Origin of the sequence: Sphingomonas sediminicola (genome assembly GCF_049991885.1) — a bacterium.
Lineage (GTDB): Bacteria > Pseudomonadota > Alphaproteobacteria > Sphingomonadales > Sphingomonadaceae > Sphingomicrobium > Sphingomicrobium sediminicola.
Genome location: NZ_CP178916.1, coordinates 1,539,760 through 1,563,186, shown reverse-complemented (window position 1 = coordinate 1,563,186; position 23,427 = coordinate 1,539,760). Strand labels below are relative to the sequence as shown.

Annotated in this window: 24 protein-coding genes and 2 tRNA genes; 15 read left to right on the top strand and 11 right to left on the bottom strand. The window is 63.6% G+C overall.

Annotated elements, in window-relative coordinates; genetic code table 11:
* Positions 1 to 10 precede the first annotated feature (10 nt).
* Complete coding sequence (locus ACMC5O_RS08045; RefSeq protein WP_187709213.1) at positions 11 to 430, bottom strand: DUF4112 domain-containing protein; 420 nt, start codon at positions 428 to 430, stop codon at positions 11 to 13.
* Positions 427 to 1,911: an ABC transporter substrate-binding protein gene (locus tag ACMC5O_RS08040; RefSeq protein WP_187709214.1), complete on the bottom strand. Its 1,485-nt coding sequence runs from the start codon at positions 1,909 to 1,911 to the stop codon at positions 427 to 429. Before ACMC5O_RS08040 ends, ACMC5O_RS08045 begins: the two co-directional genes overlap by 4 nt.
* 106 nt (positions 1,912 to 2,017) lie before the next feature.
* On the opposite strand from ACMC5O_RS08040, the gene ACMC5O_RS08035 reads away from it, so the two are divergent.
* From ACMC5O_RS08035 to ACMC5O_RS08025, 3 genes are all read left to right on the top strand, one after another.
* On the top strand, positions 2,018 to 4,003 hold the full coding sequence (locus tag ACMC5O_RS08035) for a transglycosylase domain-containing protein (protein ID WP_426692669.1): 1,986 nt from the start codon (positions 2,018 to 2,020) through the stop codon (positions 4,001 to 4,003).
* A gap of 139 nt (positions 4,004 to 4,142) precedes the next feature.
* Complete coding sequence (locus ACMC5O_RS08030; protein WP_187709216.1) at positions 4,143 to 4,304, top strand: Flp family type IVb pilin; 162 nt, start codon at positions 4,143 to 4,145, stop codon at positions 4,302 to 4,304.
* A gap of 186 nt (positions 4,305 to 4,490) precedes the next feature.
* Positions 4,491 to 4,649, top strand: coding sequence for a Flp family type IVb pilin (locus ACMC5O_RS08025; protein ID WP_187709217.1), 159 nt, complete (start codon positions 4,491 to 4,493; stop codon positions 4,647 to 4,649).
* A 63-nt stretch (positions 4,650 to 4,712) separates the two neighbouring features.
* Here the strand turns inward: ACMC5O_RS08025 and ACMC5O_RS08020 are convergent, their stop codons facing one another.
* On the bottom strand, positions 4,713 to 5,315 hold the full coding sequence (locus ACMC5O_RS08020) for a PRC-barrel domain-containing protein (protein WP_187709218.1): 603 nt from the start codon (positions 5,313 to 5,315) through the stop codon (positions 4,713 to 4,715).
* Between the two features lie 177 nt (positions 5,316 to 5,492).
* On the opposite strand from ACMC5O_RS08020, the gene ACMC5O_RS08015 reads away from it, so the two are divergent.
* Entirely contained in the window at positions 5,493 to 6,473 is a 981-nt protein-coding gene (locus ACMC5O_RS08015; protein WP_426692668.1) for a zinc-dependent alcohol dehydrogenase family protein, read from the top strand.
* Between the two features lie 48 nt (positions 6,474 to 6,521).
* Here ACMC5O_RS08015 and ACMC5O_RS08010 read toward each other — a convergent pair whose 3' ends face one another.
* A complete protein-coding gene (locus ACMC5O_RS08010; protein ID WP_187709219.1) occupies positions 6,522 to 8,093 on the bottom strand; it encodes an ABC-F family ATP-binding cassette domain-containing protein in 1,572 nt (523 codons plus the stop codon).
* 386 nt (positions 8,094 to 8,479) lie between these two features.
* On the opposite strand from ACMC5O_RS08010, the gene ACMC5O_RS08005 reads away from it, so the two are divergent.
* A complete protein-coding gene (locus ACMC5O_RS08005; protein WP_187709220.1) occupies positions 8,480 to 9,601 on the top strand; it encodes a ScyD/ScyE family protein in 1,122 nt (373 codons plus the stop codon).
* A gap of 126 nt (positions 9,602 to 9,727) precedes the next feature.
* Here ACMC5O_RS08005 and ACMC5O_RS08000 read toward each other — a convergent pair.
* Positions 9,728 to 9,803, bottom strand: a tRNA-Ala gene (locus tag ACMC5O_RS08000).
* 72 nt (positions 9,804 to 9,875) lie between these two features.
* Complete coding sequence (locus ACMC5O_RS07995; RefSeq protein ID WP_187709221.1) at positions 9,876 to 10,196, bottom strand: TIGR02300 family protein; 321 nt, start codon at positions 10,194 to 10,196, stop codon at positions 9,876 to 9,878.
* Between the two features lie 98 nt (positions 10,197 to 10,294).
* On the opposite strand from ACMC5O_RS07995, the gene cmk reads away from it, so the two are divergent.
* Together cmk and ACMC5O_RS07985 are read left to right on the top strand one after the other, a co-directional pair.
* On the top strand, positions 10,295 to 10,963 hold the full coding sequence (cmk, locus tag ACMC5O_RS07990) for a (d)CMP kinase (protein WP_246444392.1): 669 nt from the start codon (positions 10,295 to 10,297) through the stop codon (positions 10,961 to 10,963).
* Between the two features lie 111 nt (positions 10,964 to 11,074).
* Complete coding sequence (locus tag ACMC5O_RS07985) at positions 11,075 to 11,494, top strand: hypothetical protein (protein ID WP_187709222.1); 420 nt, start codon at positions 11,075 to 11,077, stop codon at positions 11,492 to 11,494.
* A gap of 39 nt (positions 11,495 to 11,533) precedes the next feature.
* Here the strand turns inward: ACMC5O_RS07985 and ACMC5O_RS07980 are convergent, their stop codons facing one another.
* Positions 11,534 to 11,899, bottom strand: a complete 366-nt coding sequence (locus ACMC5O_RS07980) for a hypothetical protein (RefSeq protein ID WP_187709223.1) — start codon at positions 11,897 to 11,899, stop codon at positions 11,534 to 11,536.
* Positions 11,900 to 12,087: 188 nt separating this feature from the next.
* On the opposite strand from ACMC5O_RS07980, the gene ACMC5O_RS07975 reads away from it, so the two are divergent.
* Positions 12,088 to 12,279: a hypothetical protein gene (locus tag ACMC5O_RS07975; protein WP_187709224.1), complete on the top strand. Its 192-nt coding sequence runs from the start codon at positions 12,088 to 12,090 to the stop codon at positions 12,277 to 12,279.
* 272 nt (positions 12,280 to 12,551) lie between these two features.
* Entirely contained in the window at positions 12,552 to 14,123 is a 1,572-nt protein-coding gene (locus tag ACMC5O_RS07970) for a putative bifunctional diguanylate cyclase/phosphodiesterase (RefSeq protein ID WP_222949907.1), read from the top strand.
* Positions 14,124 to 14,137: 14 nt separating this feature from the next.
* Here the strand turns inward: ACMC5O_RS07970 and ACMC5O_RS07965 are convergent, their stop codons facing one another.
* From ACMC5O_RS07965 to ACMC5O_RS07950, 4 genes are all read right to left on the bottom strand, one after another.
* Positions 14,138 to 14,320, bottom strand: coding sequence for a hypothetical protein (locus ACMC5O_RS07965; protein WP_222949908.1), 183 nt, complete (start codon positions 14,318 to 14,320; stop codon positions 14,138 to 14,140).
* Between the two features lie 115 nt (positions 14,321 to 14,435).
* A complete protein-coding gene (locus tag ACMC5O_RS07960; RefSeq protein WP_426692667.1) occupies positions 14,436 to 14,768 on the bottom strand; it encodes a hypothetical protein in 333 nt (110 codons plus the stop codon).
* Between the two features lie 101 nt (positions 14,769 to 14,869).
* A complete protein-coding gene (locus tag ACMC5O_RS07955; RefSeq protein WP_187709228.1) occupies positions 14,870 to 16,546 on the bottom strand; it encodes a DEAD/DEAH box helicase in 1,677 nt (558 codons plus the stop codon).
* 42 nt (positions 16,547 to 16,588) lie between these two features.
* Entirely contained in the window at positions 16,589 to 17,767 is a 1,179-nt protein-coding gene (locus tag ACMC5O_RS07950; protein ID WP_187709229.1) for an NAD(P)/FAD-dependent oxidoreductase, read from the bottom strand.
* Between the two features lie 363 nt (positions 17,768 to 18,130).
* Between ACMC5O_RS07950 and rpsA the strand changes: the two genes are divergently transcribed.
* From rpsA to ACMC5O_RS07920, 6 genes are all read left to right on the top strand, one after another.
* Positions 18,131 to 19,876, top strand: a complete 1,746-nt coding sequence (rpsA, locus tag ACMC5O_RS07945; protein WP_426692666.1) for a 30S ribosomal protein S1 — start codon at positions 18,131 to 18,133, stop codon at positions 19,874 to 19,876.
* Between the two features lie 107 nt (positions 19,877 to 19,983).
* Positions 19,984 to 20,280 (top strand): integration host factor subunit beta, encoded by a 297-nt coding sequence (locus tag ACMC5O_RS07940; protein WP_187709230.1) that lies wholly within the window; start codon positions 19,984 to 19,986, stop codon positions 20,278 to 20,280.
* A gap of 33 nt (positions 20,281 to 20,313) precedes the next feature.
* Positions 20,314 to 20,400 (top strand) — tRNA-Leu (locus ACMC5O_RS07935).
* Positions 20,401 to 20,522: 122 nt separating this feature from the next.
* Positions 20,523 to 22,130 carry a putative bifunctional diguanylate cyclase/phosphodiesterase gene (locus ACMC5O_RS07930; protein ID WP_187709231.1) on the top strand — a complete coding sequence of 536 codons (1,608 nt, stop codon included), beginning with the start codon at positions 20,523 to 20,525 and terminating at the stop codon, positions 22,128 to 22,130.
* A gap of 103 nt (positions 22,131 to 22,233) precedes the next feature.
* Positions 22,234 to 22,407, top strand: coding sequence for a hypothetical protein (locus ACMC5O_RS07925; RefSeq protein WP_426692665.1), 174 nt, complete (start codon positions 22,234 to 22,236; stop codon positions 22,405 to 22,407).
* Between the two features lie 325 nt (positions 22,408 to 22,732).
* Positions 22,733 to 23,422 carry an FkbM family methyltransferase gene (locus ACMC5O_RS07920; RefSeq protein ID WP_187709232.1) on the top strand — a complete coding sequence of 230 codons (690 nt, stop codon included), beginning with the start codon at positions 22,733 to 22,735 and terminating at the stop codon, positions 23,420 to 23,422.
* Positions 23,423 to 23,427: the final 5 nt, after the last annotated feature.

The window sequence follows — 23,427 nt, the reverse complement described above, 5'->3', positions numbered from 1 at the left end:
TGCTCTTCCGTCAGGAGGAGCGGGTCGCCTCGGCGTTGACCGTCGCGCCGGCCGGATGGTGCTTGTCGAGATGGCGCTTGATGATCCGCAGGTTGCGCGTGTTCGACTGGAAGAAGAAGTCCGGAATCGCGCCAACCCACGGGATTAACCCGAGCAGCCAGTCGACGCCAACATTCCCCGCCATGCGCGTCATCTGCCACTTGGTCATGCCGAGATTGCGCGCTTCCCAGGTCATGTAGGCGCCGAGCACCGCGCCTGCGGTGCTACCCGCGATCGGCACGAGATCGAGGATCACATCCAGACCGACCGCCTTCTTGGTCCCCGGGATGACGAACAGGCGCTCCATGATCTTCTCGAGCGCTTCGACCCGTTGCCGCACCGACGCCGGATCCGTTCCGAGGTGGCGTAGCGGCGATCTCTTGTCGGTCATTCTCCGCGCTCCCGGCCCAGTCGCTCGCCAAGCGACGTCAGCGTATGAAGCGCGAAACGGTTGGTTGCGAAGCCTTGCACGCGATCGGAAACGAGCGACCAGCGAATCGGAGCCGTCAGCGAGATAAACAACTGCTCCTCGTCCATCCGCTGGCCGGCCTGCGCGAGAAGGGCGTTGCGCTGTGCGGCGACCGTCGCGACCCGTGCGCCCTCCAGCAATTTGTCGGCTTCCGGATCGCAAACGGGAACTTCGCCACAGCGGAACGAGCGAAGATACCAGGCCGGCGAGATCGACGGAGCCACGGCGTCGAGCAGCCTGAAGTCCGCTGCCCGTCCGGGAGCCGCGGCCTCAACCGTGATTCCGAGCGCACCCCAGTCGCTTGCCAGCCGGCTCAGCAGAATTTTTGCTCCGGGAGAATTGGGCAGTTCGATCCGGATGACAGGCTTGTCGAGCCGCCCGAACATCTTTGCCGCTCTTGAGGCGAGATCCGCGCGTCGCTGGTCGATCGGCGTAGCCATCCATTGCGGCACGGCTGGGTCCGCAAGCCCATCGAGGCCGGGCTCGAGCAGCGTTGCCCTTGGCAGCAGGCCGGGCACGTTCAGTGCGTCGATGATCGCCTGGCGGTCGATCGCCTGGCTCAACAGCCGACGGATCTCCGGATCGGCGGCGGGGCCGCTCGCCCGCGCCGGGACCAGCCCGAACAGGCCGGCCGCGGGGTCGAACCGAAGCGCGTTCTTCGGCATTTCGTCCGCGCGCGTGTAGGGCAGGTCCCCGAACGTGCCGCCAACCACCAGGTCGGTGTCGCCTTTCAGGAAAGCCTGGACGGCCGCGGCGGCCGGCCTGCCGGACAGGGTCACTTCTTCCCGCGCGGTCGTTTCCTCATCCTCGTTGGAGGTAGTTCTCACCAGGTTGAGCGCATTGGGCTTGCTGTCCTCGGCGATCTGGAACGGTCCGGTCCCGACCGTTTCGCGGACGATTGCGAATTCGGGTTGCGCGAGGAGCTGGAGCAGATGCGGGCGCGGCGCCTTTAGGCTGATCTCGATGACCCGGTCGGTCATCGGGACGATCTCCTCGATCGCGCCCAAAGTATCTTTGAGTGAATTTTTGCTCCGGGCCGTGACCTGGCGGCGAAGCAGCCGCGCAACTTGCTGCGCAGTGATCCTGCGCCCGTCCGGCCATTCCGCCGTCTGCAGCCGGAAAATGTAGCTCAGCCCATCGTCGGTGACGTTCCAGCGCTCTGCGAGGCCAGGGACGATCTGACCGGAGGCATCAAAGCGAACGAGACCTTGCGCGACGTTTGCAAGAAGCACCGACTGCGGCTCGGTCAACGGACCGTTTGACGGGTCGACGATTGTCGGAGGATCGCCGATGACGACGACCTTCGTCTCTCCGCGGTCCGCCCTCTGGCAGCCGGCGACCGAAATGGCCGCGAGGATCAGCGATGCCGCAGCACAGGCGCGGCGGAATAACGGCAACCGCATGACTGCCGTTTAGCTGTAAGGCCGCATTCAGCAAATCTCTGGATATACCCGCCCGACTGTTTTAGTAATGTAAGTCACCTGAGGTTTTGCGGGTTCGGGAACGAGCGTGGTCGATAATGAGGGGATCTGGAGCCGCGGCGGCTCCAACGTCGAGGATCTGCCGGATCCCTTCGCGCCGGCCGGTGCACCACCCCGTGTCGGCCCCGATGGCCTTCCGCAGGAAAAGCCCAAGCGCCGGCGGCGCTGGCCGCTCGTGCTGTACGCAATCTCGGCAGTCTTCTTCGTCACCCTCATCTGGCTGATCGTGACCGCTCCCTTGTCGCGAGCGCTCGAGCCGCTCGATGATCCGGCGATCCTGCTCGTTTCGCAGGAGGGACAGCCGATCGCCCGCCGTGGCGCGATCAAGGAAGCGCCGGTCGACGTGACCAAGCTCAACAAGCTCACCCCCGCCGCTTTCGTCGCGATCGAGGATCGCCGCTTCTACAGCCACTGGGGCATCGATCCGCGCGGGATCGGGCGGGCCTTGGTCGCCAATATGCAGGCTGGCGGGGTCCGCCAGGGCGGCTCAACCATTACCCAGCAGCTCGCGAAGACGAGCTTCCTGTCTTCGAACCGGAGCATGAAGCGGAAGGCGCAGGAGGTGATCATCGCCTTCTGGCTCGAAGCCTGGCTGACCAAGGAGGAAATCCTCTCCCGCTACCTCTCGAGCGTCTATTTCGGCGACGGCGTGTACGGGCTACGTGCCGCCTCGAAGCATTATTTCGGCCGGGAGCCGGAGAATCTGAGCCTCGCGCAGTCGGCGATGCTTGCCGGTGTGGTCCAGGCTCCGTCGCGGCTCGCGCCGACGAACAATCTCAAGCTCGCGCAGGCGCGCAGCAAGCTCGTCCTGAACGCAATGGCGGACACCGGCGTGATCGGCCGCGGGCGGGCAAAGGCCACGTGGCCGGCTCGCCCGATCTATCGCTCCTCCAAGATTCCGACCGGAACATATTTCGCCGATTGGGTGGCGCCCGAAGCGCGAGATGCATTCGAATCCGACTTTGGCGAAGTAAAGGTGAAGACTACCCTGGATGCGGACCTCCAGCGGCTCGCGGTTCGCGCCGTTTCCCGGGCAGCGACCGGCGACATGCAGGCGGCTCTCGTGGCCATGCGTCCCGACGGCCGCGTCGTCGCGATGGTTGGCGGCAAGAACTACGGTGACAGTCCGTTCAATCGCGCAACGCAGGCGCGACGGCAGCCGGGATCGGCCTTCAAGCTGTTCGTCTATCTCGCCGCCCTCCGCGCTGGCTGGACGCCCGACAGCAAAATCGAGGATCGGCCGATCACGATCGATGGCTGGACTCCGGCCAACAGCGACGGTGTCTATCGGGGTGAGATTACCCTACGCGAGGCCTTTGCCCGCTCGAGCAATGCGGCAACGGTACGTCTTTCTGAAAGCGTCGGCCGTGCAAACGTTCTTCGGGCAGCGCGCGAGCTCGGCATTACGACTCCGCTGCCGAACAGTCCGAGCGTCGCGCTCGGGACAGCGGGTGTGAACCTGCTCGAGCTGACATCGGCCTACGCCGCCGTCGCCAGCGGGCGTTATCCGATTCGCGCGCGAGGGCTTCCCGCTGACGAGGAGGCCGGGGGCTTCTCCGGGCTGCTTCAGGGCGGCGGGCGAATGGACAACCGTCGCGACTGGGCGCCGATGCTCGACCTTCTCTATGCGGCTGCCAACAACGGCACCGGCCGGCGCGCCGCGCTTGCGGTGCCAACGTTTGGAAAGACAGGAACCAGCCAGGACAATCGCGACGCCTTATTCGTGGGTTTCGCAGGGAATCTCGTGGTCGGCGTCTGGGTCGGCCGCGACGACGACAAGCCGCTTGGCCGCAATATCAGCGGCGGGACGGTCCCGGCGCAGATCTGGCACAATTTCATGGTCTCGGCCGTGGCGGTCGACGGTCGAGCCGGGCCGCCGCTACCTGGCGAGTTCAAGATCCCCGAGCAGGTCAGGCCGCGCAAGGAGCGCGAAAGCCCGCTTCCAGAGGAATGGAGCAAGGGAGCCGAGCCCTTGCGAAAGGTTCTTCGCGAGATTGAGAAGCTATTCGAATGACGCGAAATAATTAACTTTTGGAAACTTGTCCTTTTAAGTCTTTTTCAACCCACGGCTTCTAATTCTGCTGTCAACCTTCGCGGGACTGCGAGGGTGGAGGAACGACGAGTTCCCGGGAAACAAGGACAGGAGACCAGAGATGTTCAAGCGCTTCGTCAAGCTGATGAACGACAGCAAGGGTGCAACGGCCATTGAATACGGCCTGATCGCAGCTCTCATCGCCGTTGCGGCGATTGGCGCGATGCGTGGTATCGGCACCAAGCTGAACACGACTTTCGGTAACGTTTCGAACGCTCTCTAAGAGCTGTTTTCGAAAAGTTCGGGCGGCGGCGTCGAGAGGCGCCGCCGCTTCTTTTTGTCGGTTAACGCGCGCTAACCTGCGCGCTTAATGCTTTTTCAACTCCCCGCGCCCTAAACCCATGGCTGACCTACGCAGCGTCTGCGGGTTGGGTGCGTGTCAGTCCCTAGTGGACCCAGGAGATCGGAAATGTCGAAGTTTCTGAAACTGATCAAGAATGAGAAGGGTGCCACGGCCATCGAATATGGTCTGATTGCGGCCCTCATCGCGGTTGCAGCGATCGGTGCGATGCAGGGCATCGGCACCAAGCTGAACACGACGTTCGGCAACGTTTCGAACGCTCTCTAAGAGCTTCAAACGTACCAAGTGAGCGGCGGCGTCCTCGCGGACGCCGCCGTTTCTTTTTTCAGCCTACCAGGCTTCGCGCATCCGTTCCCGATCGTACGCCCGGCTACGGTCGGACCCGATGTCACGGCGATCCTGCCAGCGCTCGTTCCTGTCCCAGCTGCCGGAACGCTTCAGCTGATCCTCAGTCATGTCGACGTGATAGCCGCTGAGCCGCGTGTCAAACTTCAGCTGATCCCATTCGATCGGGAAGTAGCGGTCGTCGAGGCCCAGGAAACCGCTGCTGTACTTCAGCACCGCGTAAACGACGCGCCCGCGGAACTTGTCGACCATGAAGTTATGGATCGACCCCAGCCGCTCTCCGTTGCGGGCGTAGACCGGAGTGCCCTCCACCTTGTTCGAGGAGATAAGCCGCTCGGTCTCGTCGGTCGGAATGCCGCTCTTGTAATCGTCGGACCCGAACGAGCGATCGTTACGATAGCGACTCCGACTGCCAGAAGTTTCATCGCCGAGCAGGCTTCCCCAGCTTCCTGAGCGCCGCCGCATTCTCGGTTCGTCTCGCTCTCCGCCGAAGAAGGCGCGATCGGAGCCGCGGTCCCTTTCGTCGAAGTCCCGATAGTCGCGTTCGCGGGTCATGAAGTCGTCGTCGCGCCAGTCTTGACGAGGCATGTTGTCCTCCTTTTCTCTTGCTGGATCTGGCTAGGTAGCCCGTTTGCGAACCGCCACACCCTTCAGAATCAATGACTTGAGACGTTTGCCGTTCCGCCACCGGTCGCGGGGCAGGGGCCTGCTGTCGATTGCCGTAACGCGCGCGGCTATACGCGGGTCATGGCGGGAATTTCGGCTATGTCCGCAATGGTGCTTGGGAGAGCGGGAGAGCCGCTGGCCCTGGAATCCCGGCCTATCCCCAAACCGGGGAATCACGAACTGCTTCTGGAAGTGGCCGCCTGCGGGGTTTGCCGGACCGATCTGCATGTCGCGGACGGCGACATTCACGGGCCTTTGCCGATCGTTCCCGGCCACGAGATTGTCGGACGAGTGATCGAGATCGGCCCCGAGGCCGGCGACTTCGCCATCGGCGATCGTGTCGGAGTCCCGTGGCTCGGAGGGACGTGCGGACACTGTTTCTTTTGCCTGGGAGGGCAGGAAAATCTCTGCGATGCGCCGACCTTCACCGGCTTCAGCCGGGACGGTGGGTTCGCGACCCATGTTGTCGCAGACAGCCGCTACTGCTTTCGGTTGCCGGAATCGTTCGGAGACGTGGAAGCGGCGCCATTACTGTGCGCTGGCCTGATCGGGTACCGCGCGCTCAAGCTTGCGGACAACGCAGAGCGTCTCGGTTTCTACGGCTTCGGAGCGGCTGCCCACATTCTCGCGCAGCTGGCCGTCTGGCAGGGCAGGCGCGTCTTCGCCTTCACGAAAAGCGGCGACCAGAAAGGCCAGGAGTTCGCCCGCTCGCTCGGCTGTGAATGGGCCGGCTCCTCGAACGAGAACGCTCCCGAAGAGCTGGACGCGGCGATCATCTTTGCCCCGGTTGGACCGCTCGTCCCGCTGGCGCTGAAGCGGGTCCGCAAGGGCGGGCGCGTCGTTTGCGCCGGGATCCACATGAGCGACATTCCCGGCTTTCCCTACGAGGACCTGTGGGGCGAGCGATCCATCCTGTCGGTCGCCAATCTGACCCGGACGGATGGCATCGAATTCCTCGAACTCGCCGGGAAGGCGCCGATCCGGACGCAAACCACGGTGTTTCCATTGAGCAAGGCGAATGAGGCCCTGGACCGACTGCGAAGAGGAGAACTCGAAGGGGCGGCGGTTCTGTTGCCCTAGTGCCTCATGTGCGCTTTCGACCCATTGCGGACATTTGAATCGCTCTCCTCAGCCCAAGCAAATCTCGCGCTCGATGCCGACCTTGTCGAGAAACGAGCGGTCGTGGCTGACTACGATAAGAGCGCCATCATATCGTGAAATCGCGTATTCCAGAGCCTCGATGCTGGATACGTCCAGATGATTGGTGGGCTCGTCGAGCAGCAGGAGTTGCGGCGGCGCGGAGCCCATCACGCACGCCAGCCCAGCCCTCAACCGTTCTCCGCCGCTGAGAGAGCTGGCTAAGCGCAGCGCGTCCTGATTGCGGAACGCAAACCGCGCCAGCACGCGATGCGCGTCATGGTCCGAAAGACCTTGCCAACGCTTCACATTCTCGAGCAACGAGCGATCGTCGCGCAGCAGGCTGACATGCTGGTCGAGATAGGCATGAGGAACGCCAGTCCGCACGGCGCCTCCGCTGGGCTCAAGAGCGCCGGTGATTAGCTTGAGGAGACTGCTCTTCCCCGCCCCGTTCTTTCCGTGGATCGCGACGCGCTCGGCGCCGGTCATGCTGAAGCTGAGCGGGCCCAACAAGTGGCGGTCGCCGATCTGGAGCACGACCTCCTCGAGCGATAGAACGACCCGGCTCGCCGGTAGCCCGGACGTGGGGAGCGAAAAGGATAACGGCGTTATCCGGTCCAGCGCGGCCCGTGCGACGTCACGCGCCTGGTCCGCTTGGCCGACGCCGCGGGCCACGACCCGCTCGGAGCGGCCCGCCGTCGCCTCCGCGCGACGCTTGGCGAGTCCCAACGAGATCTTTGGCGCGCTTCCGCTGGCGGCGTAGGCGCGGCCTCTGGAGTCGCGGCGCGCCTGCCGCTCGCGTGCCGATTGAGCCGCCCGTTTGGCCGCGCGAAGCTCGGACTCCGCGCGCTCGGCTGCCTGTTCGGCGCGGTCGCGCTCAGCACCGCGCATCGCCTCATAGGCGGACCAGCCGCCCCCAACCACGCGGATGCCGACCGGCGAAAGCTCGACGATGCGGTCCATCTGCTCCAGCAACGCGCGATCGTGGCTGGCGACAAGCGCTCCGCCGCTCCAGTTCGCAAGCATTGCCGACACGGCTTGCCGGCCAGCCGCGTCGAGATCGTTCGTCGGTTCGTCCAGCAGGATCAGGTCCGGCCCCTCCAGCAGAAGCCTTGCGAGCGCGAGACGCATTCGCTCGCCGCCGCTGAAGCTGGAAATCGGCCGATCGAGCGATGGCGAACCAAGTCCGACGCCCGCCAGCGCCTCGCCGATGCGCTGAGGCAAGAGCCAGTCGGCGGCGGCGAAATCCTCCGCCGTTCCCTGTCCCCGCTCGATCCGGTCAAGACGTGCTAGCGGCTCCGCCACCCGCAGAAGGTCTGCTGCGCGGCCGGATCCCTGTTCAGCGATCTGGCGCAGCGCTCCTATCTTTCCTCCGACCGAAATCGAGCCTGACCTCGGCCTCGCTCCCTGGACAATCGCCTGGAGCAGCGTGGTTTTTCCGGCCCCGTTCCGCCCGACGAGACCCACGCGCTCGCATCCGAGCGCCAGGGTCAGATCGGAGAAAAGCAGCCGCCCGTCAGGCGAGGAGAGCGAAACGGAGTCGAGAGTGAGTAAAGCGGACATGAGGAACCCGGACAGACATGGAGGGCAAGGTGGTGCGGCTCCGGTCCTGGTTCATCTCTTCCTCCGAATTTCAGCGCGCGTGCCTACAGAGCGCATCTCCGCTAGGCAAGGCGAACAAGATAGTCGGCCAGCGTCCACTTTCGACCCATTGCGGACATTAGAGTACCCCGGCGGCCACTCGCGCGCCGAAGCGGTCGTCGTTGGGTAGCCTTTCCTTTCCTAACCGTAGTTAAGTGCGACGGCTGATGACCGCGAACCGCTGCAACTTAACTAAAGACAAGTTGCTGGCGCACGCCGTTGGTGAGACACGGCGTCCGCGCTGAATGCACGTGACCGGTGTCGCGGAGTTTGGCCCCGTGCATCCTCGCAAGAGGAAGGGGGCTATCATGCTCAACCGGCATCGAATCTCGCGCCGTGTCTTGTTGACCGCAATTTCCACGACGTCTTTGCTCGCCATCGGCTCGCCGACTTTCGCAGCGCCAATCACGAAGCACGCAGGCGTCGCAAGCATCAGCATCTACGCGACCGGCTTCAACAATCCGCGCCAGCTCAAGTTCGGTCCGGATGGCAATCTCTATGTTGCCGAGGGTGGTCCAGGCGGCACAGGTTCGACCGTCGGGCAATGCGACCAAGTCGTCTTTCCGGTCGGTCCGTACAAGGGAAGCGCCACGGGCGGCCGAATCTCAAAGGTCGTCAATGGCGTGCGTACGACGGTGACGGACCGCCTTCCCAGCAGCTCCGCCAATGAAATCATCGGTGGTGACGTCGAGGGCGTCGCCGACATCGACTGGATCGGTAACACTCTGTACGCGCTCGTGGCCGGTGGGGGCTGTTCGCATGGAATCGCCAACCATCCGAACGGCATCTACCGAGTGAGCAGTAATGGATCGACGACCCTGGTCGCCGATCTTGGCGCCTACCAGCAGTCGAATCCGGTCGCGAACCCGGAAGCAGATGACTTCGAGCCCGACGGCACGTGGTACAGCATGATCTCGGTGCGGGGGGCACTCTATGCGGTTGAGCCCAACCACGGCGAACTCGATAAGATCACACCAGATGGTAAGATTTCGCGCGTCGTCGATATCAGCGCGAGTCAGGGTCATATCGTTCCAACGGCAATTGCCCAGCATGGCGTGTTCTACGTTGGCAACCTGAACACCTTCCCGATCCAGACGGGCTCTTCCAAGATCTTGAAGATCACCCCGTCCGGTCAAATCGACACGGTCGTCTGGGACCTTACCACGGTTCTTGGCGTCGCCTTTGACAATCGAGCCCGAATGTACGTTCTGGAGATGACGGTCGGAGCGCCGTTCCCGACGCCGGGGACGGGCCAAATCGTACGCATTACCGGATTCGGGAAGAAAGAGCTGATAGCAGACGGGCTGGTGCTTCCTACCGGCCTGACCATCGGTCCTGACGGCGCGCTCTACGTCTCAACCAAAGGTCTGGGTTTCGCACCCTCTCTGCCAGAAGGACCTGGGGAGGTGCTAAGGATTGTACCCGGTTGATCAAGCCGGTCCCTCGGACGGAAATGAGGCCGGAGCTACGTCCGCTTTCCACCCAAAGCAGACATTAGGCCGATAAGGAAAAAGGGCGCCGATGAAAGCGCCCTTTTTTATCCTGTATCAGAAGGATGGTGGAGCCGAGGGGGATCGAACCCCTGACCTTCGCAATGCCATTGCGACGCTCTCCCAGCTGAGCTACGGCCCCGATCCTTCACGCGCCTTAGGCGAAGTTTTCACGCCTGAAAACGGGGAATTTGGCTTCCCCGGGCGCGACTTTCTAGCTTTCGTCGTCTTCGGAGACGGGCTCGACGCCAAGATCGTCGTCGCCGGTGTCCAGGTCGACTTCCTCGTCCGCGCTGGGCTCTTCTTCCTCGTCGACTGCCAGATCCTCGGCCTCGAGGTCCTGGTCGGTCGCCACTTCCTTTTGCTTCGCCTCAACAGCCTCGAACGGCATCGGCTGCTTGGACTTCAGCACGGGCTCGGGAACCCATTCGGTGCCGCATTCAATGCAATGCACAGGCTCCTCGTTGCCGAGATCATAGAAACGGGTCGAGCACTTGGGGCAAGTGCGCTTGGTGCCCCATTCGGGCTTCACCATGTGGGTCTAACTCCAGTCAAATTCAGGTGGCCGCGAAACGGCGGCAGCGTTCGGGCGCGCGCCTTGCCATAGGCTATCCGCCCTGTCAAAGCGCCCGCTTGAATAGGAATTTCGGAATTCAGGACGGGTCGCGCAAGGGGTTCGTCATTGCCGTCGACGGACCGGCTGCAAGCGGCAAGGGCACGATTGCCCGCGCGCTCGCGAAGCATTTCGGCTTGCCCCACATGGACACGGGCCTTCTCTATCGGGCCGTGGCTCTGAAGATCTGGCGCTGGGGCGGCGATCCGAACATCGAGTTCGAGGCGCTCCGGGCGTGCGACAATCTCGGCTTCGACCCGGACGACGAAGAGCTGCGGAGCGAGCCGATATCCCGGATCGCTTCGAAGATTTCTTCCTATGCCTCGGTTAGGGATGCCCTGCTTCAGCGCCAGCGCGATTTCGCCGCGCAGGAGGGCGGGGCAGTGCTCGACGGCCGGGATATCGGTACGGTCATCGCGCCTGAGGCGGACGTCAAACTGTTCGTGACGGCCAGCGCGGAAGTCAGGGCCCAGCGCCGCGTGCGCGAGCTGCTGGAGCGCGGGATGCCGGGCCATTACGATGACGTGCTGCTGGACATCCGTGCTCGCGATGAGCGCGATGCCACGCGCGAAATCGCACCGCTCCTCCAGGCTCAGGATGCGGACCTTCTCGACACCAGCGACCTTACCGCCGAGCAGGCCATTGCGGAGGCTATCCGGCTGGTCGAGCACAAGCTCGCGAACGCCTGAACTCCGTTTGACTCTCCTGCTGTTGAGGCGCAGCACGTCCGCCGGCGCGTTCGGGGGAATTCTGCGCCGGTAGTGCTCCCCACCTGCGTCCATTCGAGCAGGGGAAAGCCAATGAAATACTTGATGAAATATGCGGCCGCAGCGGCGGCAGGGGCAATCGCCGCGACGTCAATTGCCTATGCCCAAGCCGCGAGCCCACCTCGGGCAATCATCTCCATCTATCATGCAGCGCCCGGACATCAGCAGGCGCTTCTTGAGTGGCTCGCTCAGCAGGACCGCATCGCAGCGGCTGCGGGCATTCCGGCGAGCCAGATCTATGCGCACACTGATGGCGACAGCTGGGACTATCTGATGATCGCTCCTGTGACGACCGATGCCCAGGATCAGGCCGCCGACGCCGCCGCTGCGAAGATGGGACTGCCGAGCGGGCCGAAAGTGGGCCTCGAGCTCCGCAAGCACATCCAGTCGCATACGGACACCTACGTCGTTGGGCCGCTGACGGCTGCCCAGATGCTCGATCGCTTGAAATAAGGGGAAGCCGGAGCGCCCGGTTTCGGCCGGGCGCCTTTCCTAGAATTTCATCGAAAGGCCGATGGCCGCCCGTTTGTTGCGCTTGGGCGCCATGTTCTGCGGCACGTCCCCGACATATCCGCGCATCTTGGGCGAGGTCTGGAAGATGCCGAGCCCGAGCACGGTGCCGCGCGCAATTTCCTTGCCGGCGATGATCCCGCGCCGCTGCTGCCAAATGCCATTGGGCTCGGCATAATCGATGACGGGGAACGAGAAACCCCGCCTCGCGATCTGAATCGGAGCTTCGCCGCCGACCCGCGAAAGAGAAGAAAGCGCGCTGGTGTTGGAGCTGCCGGCGGGCTCTGCGGCCGCCGGGGCGGTGCACGCGACTGTCGCTACAACTGCCAGGATCCTCAAGCGCGCCATGCGCGATCCTCCATCCATCCCCGCGGATAAACCACTGGTCGGGAAAGAGAGTTCCTCAAGAGTCTGCAGTGCAACGTTGCGGGACACACGTCCGCCGCATGAGCGTCACGAGCAAAGCGATATCCTCCCCTCGGGACTCGCTCGCGAATCCCGGCTTCCGAAGGAAATTGAGCAGGATTGGATCAGTCATGCAATTGTCGAACTTCTACCGCCAATCGTGGGATCGCGCGGACGAAGGAAAGCGCGGGCTATTGCTGGGGACGCGCCAGCAATTCAATGTGCGGCGCGATGCCCGTGCTTCTCCCGACTGCCTGACGACCGCCTACGTGGCGCGGTTGCGAGAGATCGGCGACATCATTGCTGGTCGGAAGTCGCGTTAGGGCTTGCGCCGAACCGCCCACACCAGCGCCGAGACACTGCTGATCAGTGCCGCAATCGCGAGCAGGGCGGGCGGATCGAGAACGAGCACTCCGGACCTCCTTTTCAGAGCCCGACACCGACTCCGCGCGCCCTTGTTCCCTATATGTTCCATATCTGCAATAGGAAAATTCCTAGCGCCTAAGTAGCAGAATTTTCACCTATGTTCGGTAATTCCGGAGCGGTGGACTGAGTGAAAAGAGGCCAGGACGTGCCGGATTCGAGGAGCAAGGCTGTGAGGATAGCAAGCAGCCATTTGATAACCAGCTGCGCCACCGCGGCGGCAATCATCCTGTTTGTCGCGCTCGGCAGCCAGGTCGTGCCCGCGGCCTTCGATGGCCTGCAGGTCCAGGCCCACGACAATGCGCTCTCGGTCGCATTCATCCTCAACATCGCCATCATCCTGTTCGGCTGGCGGCGCTCGAAGGATTTGAAGGAAGCACTCGATGCCTATGACAAGGCAGAGCGGCTGGCGGAACGCAACGCCAATACCGATCCTGCCACGGGCCTCGCCAATCGCCGCGAGCTGATGAGCGCGCTGGAACTCTCGCTGGCGGCGAAAAGCTCGGGTGTGCTGCTCCTGCTCGACCTCGACCACTTCAAGCGTGTCAACGACCTTCACGGTCACCTTGCCGGCGACAAGCTGCTCAAGATCGTCGCCGATGCGCTCGTCGACGAAGCCCCGGCGGACAGCTGCTGCGCCCGCATCGGCGGGGACGAGTTCGCAATCCTGCTGGACGGCGCGAGCGCCAAGGAAGCCGAGAAGGTCGCGCAGGGCATTCTGTCGCGGCTGTCGAAGCCCGTGGACCTGGGCACCGTCCGGGTCTTCGTTTCCGCTTCGATCGGCCTGTCGCAGGTCCGCAAGCTTCAGAAGGAGGAGGACGTCCTGCGCGAAAGCGATTTCGCACTGTACGCCGCCAAGCGTGCAGGCCGGAACTGCTTCGCCTGGTTCGATCCGGAGCTTGAGCGCGAGCTCACCGACCGTGTGCAGCTGGAAGAAGACATTCGCAGCGGCATCGAGAACGGCGAATTCGTCCCGTTCTTCCAGCCGCTGATCGACCTCACCTCTCGCGAGCTCGTCGGGTTCGAGGCGCTGGCCCGCTGGCGTTCGCCCACCCGCGGATTCCTGGAGGCCGAGACTTTCATCGAGGCGGCGGAGAAGACCGGCCTCATCGGCCCGCTGACCATCAGCGTGGTCGAGCAGGCGCTGAAGGAAGCGCGGGACTGGCCGCCGCACCTGAAGATCGCGATCAACGTCTCGCCGGTGCAGTTCCGCGACCCGCAGCTCGCCCAGCACATCATGAAGGTGGTGACCGAGGCCGGTTTCCCGGCGCACCGCCTGGAAGTCGAGATCACCGAGGCGTCCCTGCTGGAAGACCGCGAGCAGGTGCTGGCGACCATTGGCAGCCTGAAGAATGTCGGAATCAGCATCTCACTCGACGATTTTGGCACCGGCTACGCCTCGCTTTCCCAGGTCAACACGCTGCCAATCGACCGCATCAAGATCGACAAGAGCTTCATCAGCACCATCGTGAAGAGCGAGCAGACCGCGGCGATCGTCAACACGATCACCAGCCTTGGCCACACGCTCAATGTTCCGATTACCGCCGAGGGCATCGAGTCCGAGCAGGTGCGTAACGAGCTCGGCAAGTATGGCTGCGCGGAAGGGCAGGGTTATCTGTTCGGCCGTCCGCTCTCCGCCGATACCGTCCGCACGTTCCTTGATATGAAGGAGCGCAACGACGGCCGCGAGTCTCCTTCCGAAAGCGAGGAAGAGGCTCGCCCGAAGATCCGCCGCAGCTGGTAAAGGCGGCCCCCCTCCTAGGCCGCCTTCTCCCCGCCGCTCCACTGCTTGACGCGCCGTCCGCCGCACCACAATTCCTTGACCGTCTCGCCATGCCCTTCGGCTTGACGGATGGCGATCGCGTCATCTTGTGCGGCGAACCCCTCGACCCGGCCGAAGCGACCCCGGCGATCGAGGAAATATAACCTGTAGTACGGCACGGGATATCTCCAGCCCGGAGCGGAGGTCATCCCGCTTCGGGACCCGTCCAGAATCGGCCCGAAATGGTTAACGAATTCTTTCTTTCGGAGCTATCTAACTGACTTATCCACCGTTTTAGCGAGCAGTCCGCCTTCCGCCGGCCGATGCCTGGCCAAGACTCCGGTTCGAAATACAGTTGTAATAGCTGATCCAGTCGATGCGCCCGGTCCGCCGGAACGAGGCGCGGCGATTGCAGAACTGCACCTTCCACGCGGGCGGCTTGTTCTTCTTCACGAAGCCGAGCGAGCGTTTCATCGCCCGCTGCTGCTTCTCGATGCAGCTCTCCTGCCACTGGCAGACGAAGCCGATGTTCAGGAAGACGGGATCGCGAAGGGGCGGAAGCTTCGCATCGGCGCCCGACCCGGCGAACGCCAGGGCGACGGCAATGCCAACCAGCGGCAGCTTCATTCAGTGTCCCTCGACCACCCGGCGCGACCCGGACCCGACCATAACGCGCCAAGCCGGACATCGTCAAAGCGGACTCGATGCCGTTGCACTTACCGCGACTTCTATCTTGATTTGTCAGCTTGCCATTTGGGCTTCACGCGCGGGTGGCTCTTTGATGGTCGCACCTGCGGCGTTGGCGCTCCTCCGCGAGGCGGGGCCTGCTCGATCACCAAGCCTTCATCCTCTGGCGCGATCGTGGCCCGGCGCAGCGCCTTGATAAAGCCCGGCGTCGCGCGCTGGGTTACCTCGAAATAGCTTTCGTTCGCCGCCACCCTGATCGCTCCGATGTCGTTGCGGCCGATATGACCGTAGCGGCAGATGACCGGCAACAGCCAGCGGGGGTCGGCGTTGTGGCGCCTGCCGGCGTTGATCACGAACCAGGTCGATCCCTCGAACCCTGCTCGTGGACCCGGCTCGCGCTCTTCCTTTCCGCCTGATGCGAGGATGTCCTCGGGTGCCGGAAGGTCGGTGCGCAGCGCTCGAACGAGCGCGCCGGCGATTGCATCCGGGGTCAGCTTTTCCATCAGCTGCGCGGCAAGCTGCTGGTCTTCTTCATCAAGCTCGACCGGCGCGGAGAGCGCTTCGAGGAGGCGGTCGCGATCTTTCGTGCGAATCTGGTCGGGGGTCGGTGGCTCGATCCATTCGGCGTCGATGCGCGCCCGCTTCAGCATTGCGTCCACCGCGCGGCGCCGGCGGAACGGGACCATCAGCACGGCGATGCCCTTCCGCCCGGCTCGGCCGGTCCTGCCGGATCGGTGCTGAAGCGCCTCCGCATCGCGAGGAAGCTCGACGTGAATGACCAGCGAGACCGAGGGCAAGTCGATGCCCCGGGCGGCCACATCGGTCGCGACGCATACGCGCGCTTTCTTGTCGCGAAGGCTCTGGAGTGCATTGTTGCGCTCGCTCTGGCTATGTTCCCCCGACAAAGCGACGGCGTGGAAGCCGCGCTCGGTCAAGCTTGCATGAAGGCGACGGACCGCGTCGCGGGTCGCGCAGAACAGGATCGCGGTCTCGGCTTCATGCAGTCGAAGCAAATTGACCACCGCATGCTCGATGTCGGTTGGGGATACCGCGACGGCCTGATAGGCGATGTCGGCATGAGCCTCACTCTCGCCGATCGTCTCGATGCGCAGCGCATCCTTCTGGTAGCGGCGCGCCATCGCCACGATTGGTCGCGGCATGGTGGCGGAGAATAGTAAGGTCCGGCGTTCATCGGGCGTTGCGTCGAGGATTTCCTCCAGCTCTTCCCTAAAGCCCATGTCGAGCATCTCGTCGGCCTCGTCGAGGACTACGGCCCGCAAGGCGGAAAGATCGAGCGCGCCCCGTTCGAGATGATCGCGAAGACGGCCGGGCGTTCCGACGACGATGTGAGCGCCACCCTGCAGCGCGCGACGTTCCTTCATCGGGTCCATACCGCCGACGCAAGTTACCACGCGAGCTCCCGCCGGCGCGTAGAGCCACTGCAATTCCTTGCTGACCTGGATTGCGAGTTCGCGGGTCGGCGCGATCACCAGGCCGAGCGGTTCGCGGCTCCATGGTGCCTTGTCGCCTTCGAGCAATTGATCCGCGATCGCCAGGCCGAATGCCACGGTCTTGCCCGAACCGGTCTTGGCGGAAACGATCAGGTCGCGGCCATCAGCCTGTTCCTCGATGACCGCCGATTGGACCGACGTCAGCGTGTCATAACCGCGCGCGGCCAATGCCTCCGCGAGCGCGGAGTGAATTCTTGAATGTTGCATGGCGCCAGCGCCTACGCGGAATCGCGCCGGAGCGGTAGGGGACTAGAGAGATTGCGCAGCGGCGTGCGCGCTGGCCCAGGCCCATTGGAAATTATAGCCGCCAAGCCAGCCGGTGACGTCGACCGCTTCGCCGATGGCGAGAAGGCCGGGGACGCGTTTGGACTCCATCGTCTGCGATGACAGTTCGGCAGTGCTGATGCCGCCGATCGTGACTTCGGCCTTGGCGAAGCCCTCGCTTCCGTTAGGCGCGAATTGCCACTCGGCGAGGCGGTGCTCGGCGGCGTCGAGTGCGCGGTCGGGTATGTTTCCAAGCTCAAGGCCAATCCCGAGCTGGTCGGACAGCGTCTCCGCAAGCCGGTCGGGAAGCGTGCGCCCGAGCAACCGGCGAAGCGTGATACGCGGATCGTCGCGCTTTGCCTGACGAAGCCAGCCGGGGCGAAGATCGGGCAGGAAGTCGATCGTCACAGGATCGCCATGCCGCCAATAGGATGAAACCTGCAGGATGGCGGGCCCGGACAGACCGCGATGGGTGAACAAGGCAGCTTCCCGGAAGCTTCCGTTTCCGGCGCGGGCGACGACCTCGGCGGAAACGCCGGATAGCGTCTTGAACAGCGCCTCCTCCCCGGAAAGAGTCAGTGGGACGAGCGCGGGGCGCGGTTCGACGATCTTCAAGCCGAAGCTCCGTGCCACGTCATATGCAAAGCTGGTCGCACCGAGCTTTGGGATGGACAGACCACCGCTGGCGAGCACGAGTGCGGGCGCCTGCGTCACGTCTTTGCCGAGACTGACCTGGAACGATCCGTTACGGTGCTCGACGGTCGCCGCCTGACCGAATGCGGTCTCCACCTTTCCGGCGGCGCATTCGTCGAGCAGCATCGCGACGATCTGCTTCGATGAGCCGTCGCAGAAGAGCTGGCCGAGCGTCTTCTCATGCCAAGCGATGCCGTGCCGATCGACCAGGGCGATGAAATCCGCTGGCGTAAACCGGCTGAGCGCGGACTTGGCGAAATGGGGGTTGGCCGAGAGAAAGTTGCTGGCGGTTGCACCGATGTTCGTGAAATTGCAGCGGCCGCCGCCGGAAATCAGGATTTTCCGGCCAGGCTCCGGCGAGTGATCGACGAGCAGGATGCGGCGCCCGCGCTGGCCGGCCAGCGCCGCGCAGAACATTCCAGCCGCTCCGGCACCGATGATGATTGCGTCGAACGAGCTGGTTTTCGGCATGGACAAAGCCCTATGCGGCTATGTTCAGTGTCCGCAATGGCTTCCCGCGCTCCGCAAGCCGTCACCGGCGCGCATCGCTCCTTGCCCCCACGCCCCCTCTAGAGTAAGGCCCCCGGCGTCCGGCGGGCGGCTATTCCCCTCTGGACAGCCCGTCTCAATTGGCGAGCGCGTGCGGTGAACCGGCTTTCCGGCACCGGAACGCGCTTTTTGCATGATGGGCTGTCTTCGGGACCAGCCGCTCCAAAGGACGCCACCACGGGATGAGCCCGCGGCGGCAGTGCATTGAACCAGGTCCGCATGTGAAGGCTCGCCATGGTGGCGCGCTCGCGGCAGGCCGAATGAATACGAAAGACTATCCACTTTATGGCAACCACGACATTTCCGACCCGCGACGATTTCGCGGAGCTCCTCAACAAGTCGCTCGGCGGAGAGAACGAGACTTTCGAGGGCAAGGTCGTCAAGGGCACGGTGACCGCGATCGAGAACGACCTCGCGGTGATCGACGTGGGGCTCAAGTCCGAAGGCCGTGTGGCGCTGCGCGAGTTCGCCGCGCCCGGCCAGAAAGCGGAAATCAAGGTCGGTGACGAAGTCGAGGTCTATGTCGACCGCGTCGAGAATTCGCAGGGCGAAGCGATGCTGTCGCGCGACCGCGCTCGCCGCGAAGCCGCCTGGGACAGCCTCGAAAAGGAATTCGAAGCCGGCAACCGCGTCGAAGGCGTGATCTTCGGCCGCGTCAAGGGCGGCTTCACCGTCGACCTCGGCGGCGCCGTGGCCTTCCTGCCCGGTTCACAGGTCGACATTCGTCCGGTCCGCGACGTCGGACCGCTGATGGAGGTCCCGCAGCCGTTCATGGTGCTCAAGATGGACCGCCGCCGCGGCAATATCGTCGTGTCGCGCCGCGCCATCCTCGAAGAGACCCGCGCCGAGCAGCGCAGCGGCCTGATCCAGAGCCTCGAAGAGGGGCAGGTGATCGACGGCGTCGTCAAGAACATCACCGATTACGGCGCGTTCGTGGACCTCGGCGGAATCGACGGCCTGCTGCACGTGACCGACATCAGCTACAAGCGCGTCAATCACCCGAGCGAGGTGCTGAACATCGGCGACACGGTGAAGGTGCAGATCATCCGCATCAACCGTGACACGCAGCGCATCAGCCTCGGCATGAAGCAGCTCGAGACGGATCCGTGGGAAGGCGCGGCGGCCAAGTATCCGGTCGGCGGCGTGTTCCAGGGCCGCGTGACGAACATCACCGAATATGGTGCGTTCGTCGAGCTCGAGGCCGGCATCGAGGGCCTCGTCCACGTGTCCGAGATGAGCTGGACCAAGAAGAACGTCCACCCGGGCAAGATCGTCTCCACCTCGCAGGAAGTCGAAGTGAAGGTGCTCGAGGTCGATCAGGAGAAGCGCCGGATTTCGCTCGGCCTCAAGCAGGCCCAGGCGAACCCGTGGGAAGCTTTCGCGGCGACCCACCCGGTCGGCTCGACCGTTGAGGGCGAGGTCAAGAACTCAACCGAGTTCGGCCTATTCATCGGCCTCGAGGGCGAAGTCGACGGAATGGTTCACATGTCGGACATCGCCTGGGGCGTGTCGGGCGAGGAAGCTCTCCAGCTGCACCGCAAGGGCGAGACCGTTCAGGCGCAGGTGCTCGACGTCGACGTCGAGAAGGAGCGCATCAGCCTCGGCATGAAGCAGCTTGAGCGGGGCGGCGTTTCGGCCGGTGCGGCCGGCGGCAGCAGCGCCAAGAAGGGCGAGATCGTCACCGTCGAGGTTCTCGAGGTGAAGGACGGCGGGCTCGAGGTCCAGATCGCCGAGGGCGGCGCTTCGGGCTTCCTCAAGCGCACCGACCTCGGCCGCGACCGCGACGAGCAGCGTCCGGAGCGCTTCCAGGTCGGCCAGAAGTTCGACGCGATGATCATAGGTCTCGATCGTTCGAAGAAGCCGAACTTCTCGATCAAGGCGATGCAGATCGCCGAAGAGAAGCAGGCGGTTGCCCAGTACGGCTCGTCGGATAGCGGCGCGTCGCTCGGCGACATCCTCGGTGCGGCCCTGAAGGAAAAGCAGGCTGCTTCCGAGACTGCGACCGAGAAGAAGACCTCGAAGAAGAAGTAACAGTGTAAGGGGCGGCGACACTTGCGCCGCCGCCCCTTTCCTGACAGCGTGCATCCGCCTCTTGGGGAGAGGCGTCAGTCATTCGAAAACATACCTGCGGGGATGAGATGATTCGCTCGGAACTGGTGCAGAAATTGTGCGGCGATTTTCCCGACCTGACCCAACGTGAGGTCGAAGGCGTCGTGGGTGCCCTGTTCGATTCCATTACCGACCAGCTTGCAAAGGGCGGCCGTGTCGAGCTTCGCGGCTTCGGTGCATTTTCGACGCGCCAGCGCGACGCCCGTGTCGGGCGCAATCCGCGCACCGGCGACCCGGTGTCGGTCGACGCCAAGCGCGTGCCTTACTTCAAGCCGGGCAAGGAAATGCGCGAGCGCTTGAACTTAGGCGAGGTTACTGCCGAGTAGCCGGGGCGCCCTACCGTACCCGCGGCTGGACAAGCGGACGTGGCGGAACGGTAGACGCTGGGGACTTAAAATCCTCTTCCCGTAACGGGAGTGTGGGTTCGATTCCCACCGTCCGCACCAGCATCGAAATCCAGTGATGCCGGGGGCATCACGATTTCGAGGCTCCGTCGGATGGCGAGAAGGGGCATTTGTGCCCGCCTCTCAACGTAAATTATTAATCTTGTGCGCGTAACGAACCGTCTGTGTTCACGCGTTCGCTCTCGCTGAGAAGCCGCGCGCCGCTGGATAGCGCGCGCCACGACTGGGTCGTGCTTGGGACGGTCATCGCGGCCGTCGTCCTGCTTATCGGTAACGGCACTTCGTTCTTCCGTGAGCTGGCGCGAGCCCAGGCCATTCTCGGCCCTGGTGCGCAGGTCGCGGCAATCGCGCTGACGTTGAACGTCGCCCTGATCCTGTTCGGCTGGCGGCGTTACGTCGACCTGCAGCACGAAACGGAGCGCCGCATCGAGGGCGAGCGGCGAGCCGCTATCGCGGCGTCGACCGATGCGGTCACTGGCCTGCTCAATCGCAAAGGCTTCGCTGACGGCACCGAGGATCTTCTCGAGAAGGCCGAACAGGAGAATGCATCGCTCCTGATCGTGTCCCTGCAGCTGCATCGTTTCCGGTCGATCTATGACCGGCACGGCTACGATACTGGCGACGCTCTGCTCCGCGGCATTTCCGGGACGATCCTGGAAAATGCGGGGGAGGGCACGGTGGTCGCGCGCATGGGCGGCGACGAATTCGCTATCGCCAGCCTCCTCAAGAGTGAGGCTCGCGAAGAAGCGGAGAAGCGTGTCGAGTCCTTGCTCAGGCTCACCACTCGGCCGTTCGATATTGACGGGAAAATGATCCAGGTCGGCGCATTTGCCGGCATGGCCGCGGCCCGTCCGGGCGAGGTGCGTGTGCCGGACCTGCTTCGGCGCGCGGATATCGCCCTCGATGATGCGAAGTCGGGACGCGTCGTCCGGCCGATCTGGTTCGATTCCGCAATGGAGCGGGCGCTGATGGCGCACGGCGAGATCGAGCAGGGCATCCGCTTCGGCCTCGAGCACGAGCAGTTCCTGCCGTTCTTCGAGCCGCAGGTGGACCTGCGCACCAGCGAGATCACCGGCTTCGAAGTGCTTGCACGCTGGCGTCACCCGCTCGCGGGCATCATCTCGCCGGACCAGTTCATCCCGGTCGCCGAGGAAATCGGTGTAATTGATCGCTTGTCCGAGCAGGTGATCCGGTCGGCGCTGATCGCGGCGCGGGACTGGGATCCGTCGATCAAGATCTCCGTCAACATCTCGCCGTCGCAATTCTCGGATGGCTGGCTGGCCGAGCGTATCGTCCGCATCCTGACCGAGTGTAATTTCCCGGCCGATCGGCTGGTGGTGGAGATTACGGAGACGTCGTTGTTCGGCGACATGGATCTCGCGCGGAGCATCGTCACAAGCCTCAAGAACCAGGGCATCCGCCTGGCGCTCGACGACTTCGGGACCGGCTTTTCGTCGCTCTCTCACCTGCGCTCGCTTCCGTTCGACATCATCAAGATCGACCGATCCTTCGTGACCAACATCCACGAGAGCGGGCAGAGCGCTGCGATCGTTCGCGCGGTGGCCACGCTCGCCGACGCGCTCGAAGTGCCGATCCTCGTCGAGGGCATCGAGAACGAGGCGGCGCACGCCGCGGTGCTGGCGATCGGCTGTTCGAGCGGACAGGGCTGGTACTTCGGAAAGCCGATGGAGGCGGACCAGGCGGCCCAGCTCGTTGCCCGCCGGTCGGAGCCGTCGACGAAGGCGACGAATAGCTCGACCCGAGCCGCCTAACCCGATTTCGCAATCCTGAAGAACGTCCCGTTTCGAAACGGCGGGAGCGCATGTCTGCGCGGGGGCGTTGTGTGCATGGTTAAAAGCATCTTAAGAAGTTCCCATGCGTACCTTGCGTCCCGCGATTGCAATCGACCCACGCCTCTTCGGCAGGCGCATGCCCGGCTTCATCCTGGGCAGCGCCAAAGAAGGCGGCTTGGTCATCAGCGATGATCTCAAGCTGTTCGCGACAACCTTCGCGATCGGCTTCCTGTTCGTTTCCGTCCTAATCTTTTGATCCCGAGCCGTTTCGAAGCCAGCGTAGTTCGCTGATTCAGCTGAAGGCGGATCCGTTGACCGCGCGGGCGGCGGTAATGGCTTGAGACTGTCATTGCGGCGCAAGACGCCCTGCTTGATAAATGTAATCGATCGGTCCGCCGCGTCGGAGCTATGCCCGTGATACTCGGGTTGCTTTCGGGGGTTGTGGGGTATGGTAAGAGAGCCGGACGAAACCGATTGGTGGGTAATGACCGGCTGTCGAGGCAATCCCCCGAAGAAGCTCGAAAGTGCGCCTTCAGGCCGGGTAGCCTCGCCGACCGGCAAGAAGGGAAGCTCCTGCAAGGATGAATTGGCGGCGGCTTCTTTCCCGTAGGCGATACATCAGTCCCGAAGAGGAAGCCTACCGCCGGTTGCTAGCCAAGGGCTGGCGGCCGAAGGCGATCGTCGACGTCGGCGCCTATCAAGGAGATTGGACGCGTCTTGCTCGCCGGGTGTGGGCCAGTACGCCCGGCTTGATGGTCGAGGCCCAAGAGAGCAAGCGGCCGTATCTCGAGGCGCTTTGCAGCAAGGAAAGCGGCCTACGGTTTGAAATGGCTGTCCTTGGCGCAAAATCTGGCAAGTCCGTTGAGTTCTACGAGATGGAAACCGGCTCATCGATGTTTCCCGAGCGGAGCGACGTGCCGCGGACGGTCACGACGCTCACCACACGAACGCTCGACGACCTTACGGCCGGATTGCCCGACGGCCTGTTCCTGAAGATTGATGTGCAGGGGGCCGAACTGGAAGTTCTCGAGGGTGGGCAGGCAACGCTTGCGCGTTCTGGCCTTGTGCAGCTGGAATTGCCGTTCGTGGCTTACAATGAGGGTGCGCCGCCGCTCATGAAGACCCTCGGTTATATGGCCGATCGCGGTTTCACGCCGCTGGACATCAGCGGGTTCAGCCGGCCCAACGGTGTCGATCTCGCCCAGATCGATATGCTTTTCGTACCGGAAGATTCTTCGCTTCGGCGCCAGTTCTTTCACTTCCGCCAGTAAGGGCA

Bases quoted from the DNA above. Each gene is read 5' to 3' on its own strand.
- ACMC5O_RS08045 (WP_187709213.1), bottom strand. From the start codon at position 430: ATGACCGACAAGAGATCGCCGCTACGCCACCTCGGAACGGATCCGGCG.
- ACMC5O_RS08040 (WP_187709214.1), bottom strand. From the start codon at position 1,911: ATGCGGTTGCCGTTATTCCGCCGCGCCTGTGCTGCGGCATCGCTGATC.
- ACMC5O_RS08030 (WP_187709216.1), top strand. From the start codon at position 4,143: ATGTTCAAGCGCTTCGTCAAGCTGATGAACGACAGCAAGGGTGCAACG.
- ACMC5O_RS08025 (WP_187709217.1), top strand. From the start codon at position 4,491: ATGTCGAAGTTTCTGAAACTGATCAAGAATGAGAAGGGTGCCACGGCC.
- ACMC5O_RS08020 (WP_187709218.1), bottom strand. From the start codon at position 5,315: ATGCCTCGTCAAGACTGGCGCGACGACGACTTCATGACCCGCGAACGC.
- ACMC5O_RS08015 (WP_426692668.1), top strand. From the start codon at position 5,493: ATGTCCGCAATGGTGCTTGGGAGAGCGGGAGAGCCGCTGGCCCTGGAA.
- ACMC5O_RS08010 (WP_187709219.1), bottom strand. From the start codon at position 8,093: ATGTCCGCTTTACTCACTCTCGACTCCGTTTCGCTCTCCTCGCCTGAC.
- ACMC5O_RS08005 (WP_187709220.1), top strand. From the start codon at position 8,480: ATGCTCAACCGGCATCGAATCTCGCGCCGTGTCTTGTTGACCGCAATT.
- ACMC5O_RS07995 (WP_187709221.1), bottom strand. From the start codon at position 10,196: ATGGTGAAGCCCGAATGGGGCACCAAGCGCACTTGCCCCAAGTGCTCG.
- ACMC5O_RS07985 (WP_187709222.1), top strand. From the start codon at position 11,075: ATGAAATACTTGATGAAATATGCGGCCGCAGCGGCGGCAGGGGCAATC.
- ACMC5O_RS07980 (WP_187709223.1), bottom strand. From the start codon at position 11,899: ATGGCGCGCTTGAGGATCCTGGCAGTTGTAGCGACAGTCGCGTGCACC.
- ACMC5O_RS07975 (WP_187709224.1), top strand. From the start codon at position 12,088: ATGCAATTGTCGAACTTCTACCGCCAATCGTGGGATCGCGCGGACGAA.
- ACMC5O_RS07960 (WP_426692667.1), bottom strand. From the start codon at position 14,768: ATGAAGCTGCCGCTGGTTGGCATTGCCGTCGCCCTGGCGTTCGCCGGG.
- ACMC5O_RS07955 (WP_187709228.1), bottom strand. From the start codon at position 16,546: ATGCAACATTCAAGAATTCACTCCGCGCTCGCGGAGGCATTGGCCGCG.
- ACMC5O_RS07950 (WP_187709229.1), bottom strand. From the start codon at position 17,767: ATGCCGAAAACCAGCTCGTTCGACGCAATCATCATCGGTGCCGGAGCG.
- rpsA (WP_426692666.1), top strand. From the start codon at position 18,131: ATGGCAACCACGACATTTCCGACCCGCGACGATTTCGCGGAGCTCCTC.
- ACMC5O_RS07940 (WP_187709230.1), top strand. From the start codon at position 19,984: ATGATTCGCTCGGAACTGGTGCAGAAATTGTGCGGCGATTTTCCCGAC.
- ACMC5O_RS07925 (WP_426692665.1), top strand. From the start codon at position 22,234: ATGCGTACCTTGCGTCCCGCGATTGCAATCGACCCACGCCTCTTCGGC.
- ACMC5O_RS07920 (WP_187709232.1), top strand. From the start codon at position 22,733: ATGAATTGGCGGCGGCTTCTTTCCCGTAGGCGATACATCAGTCCCGAA.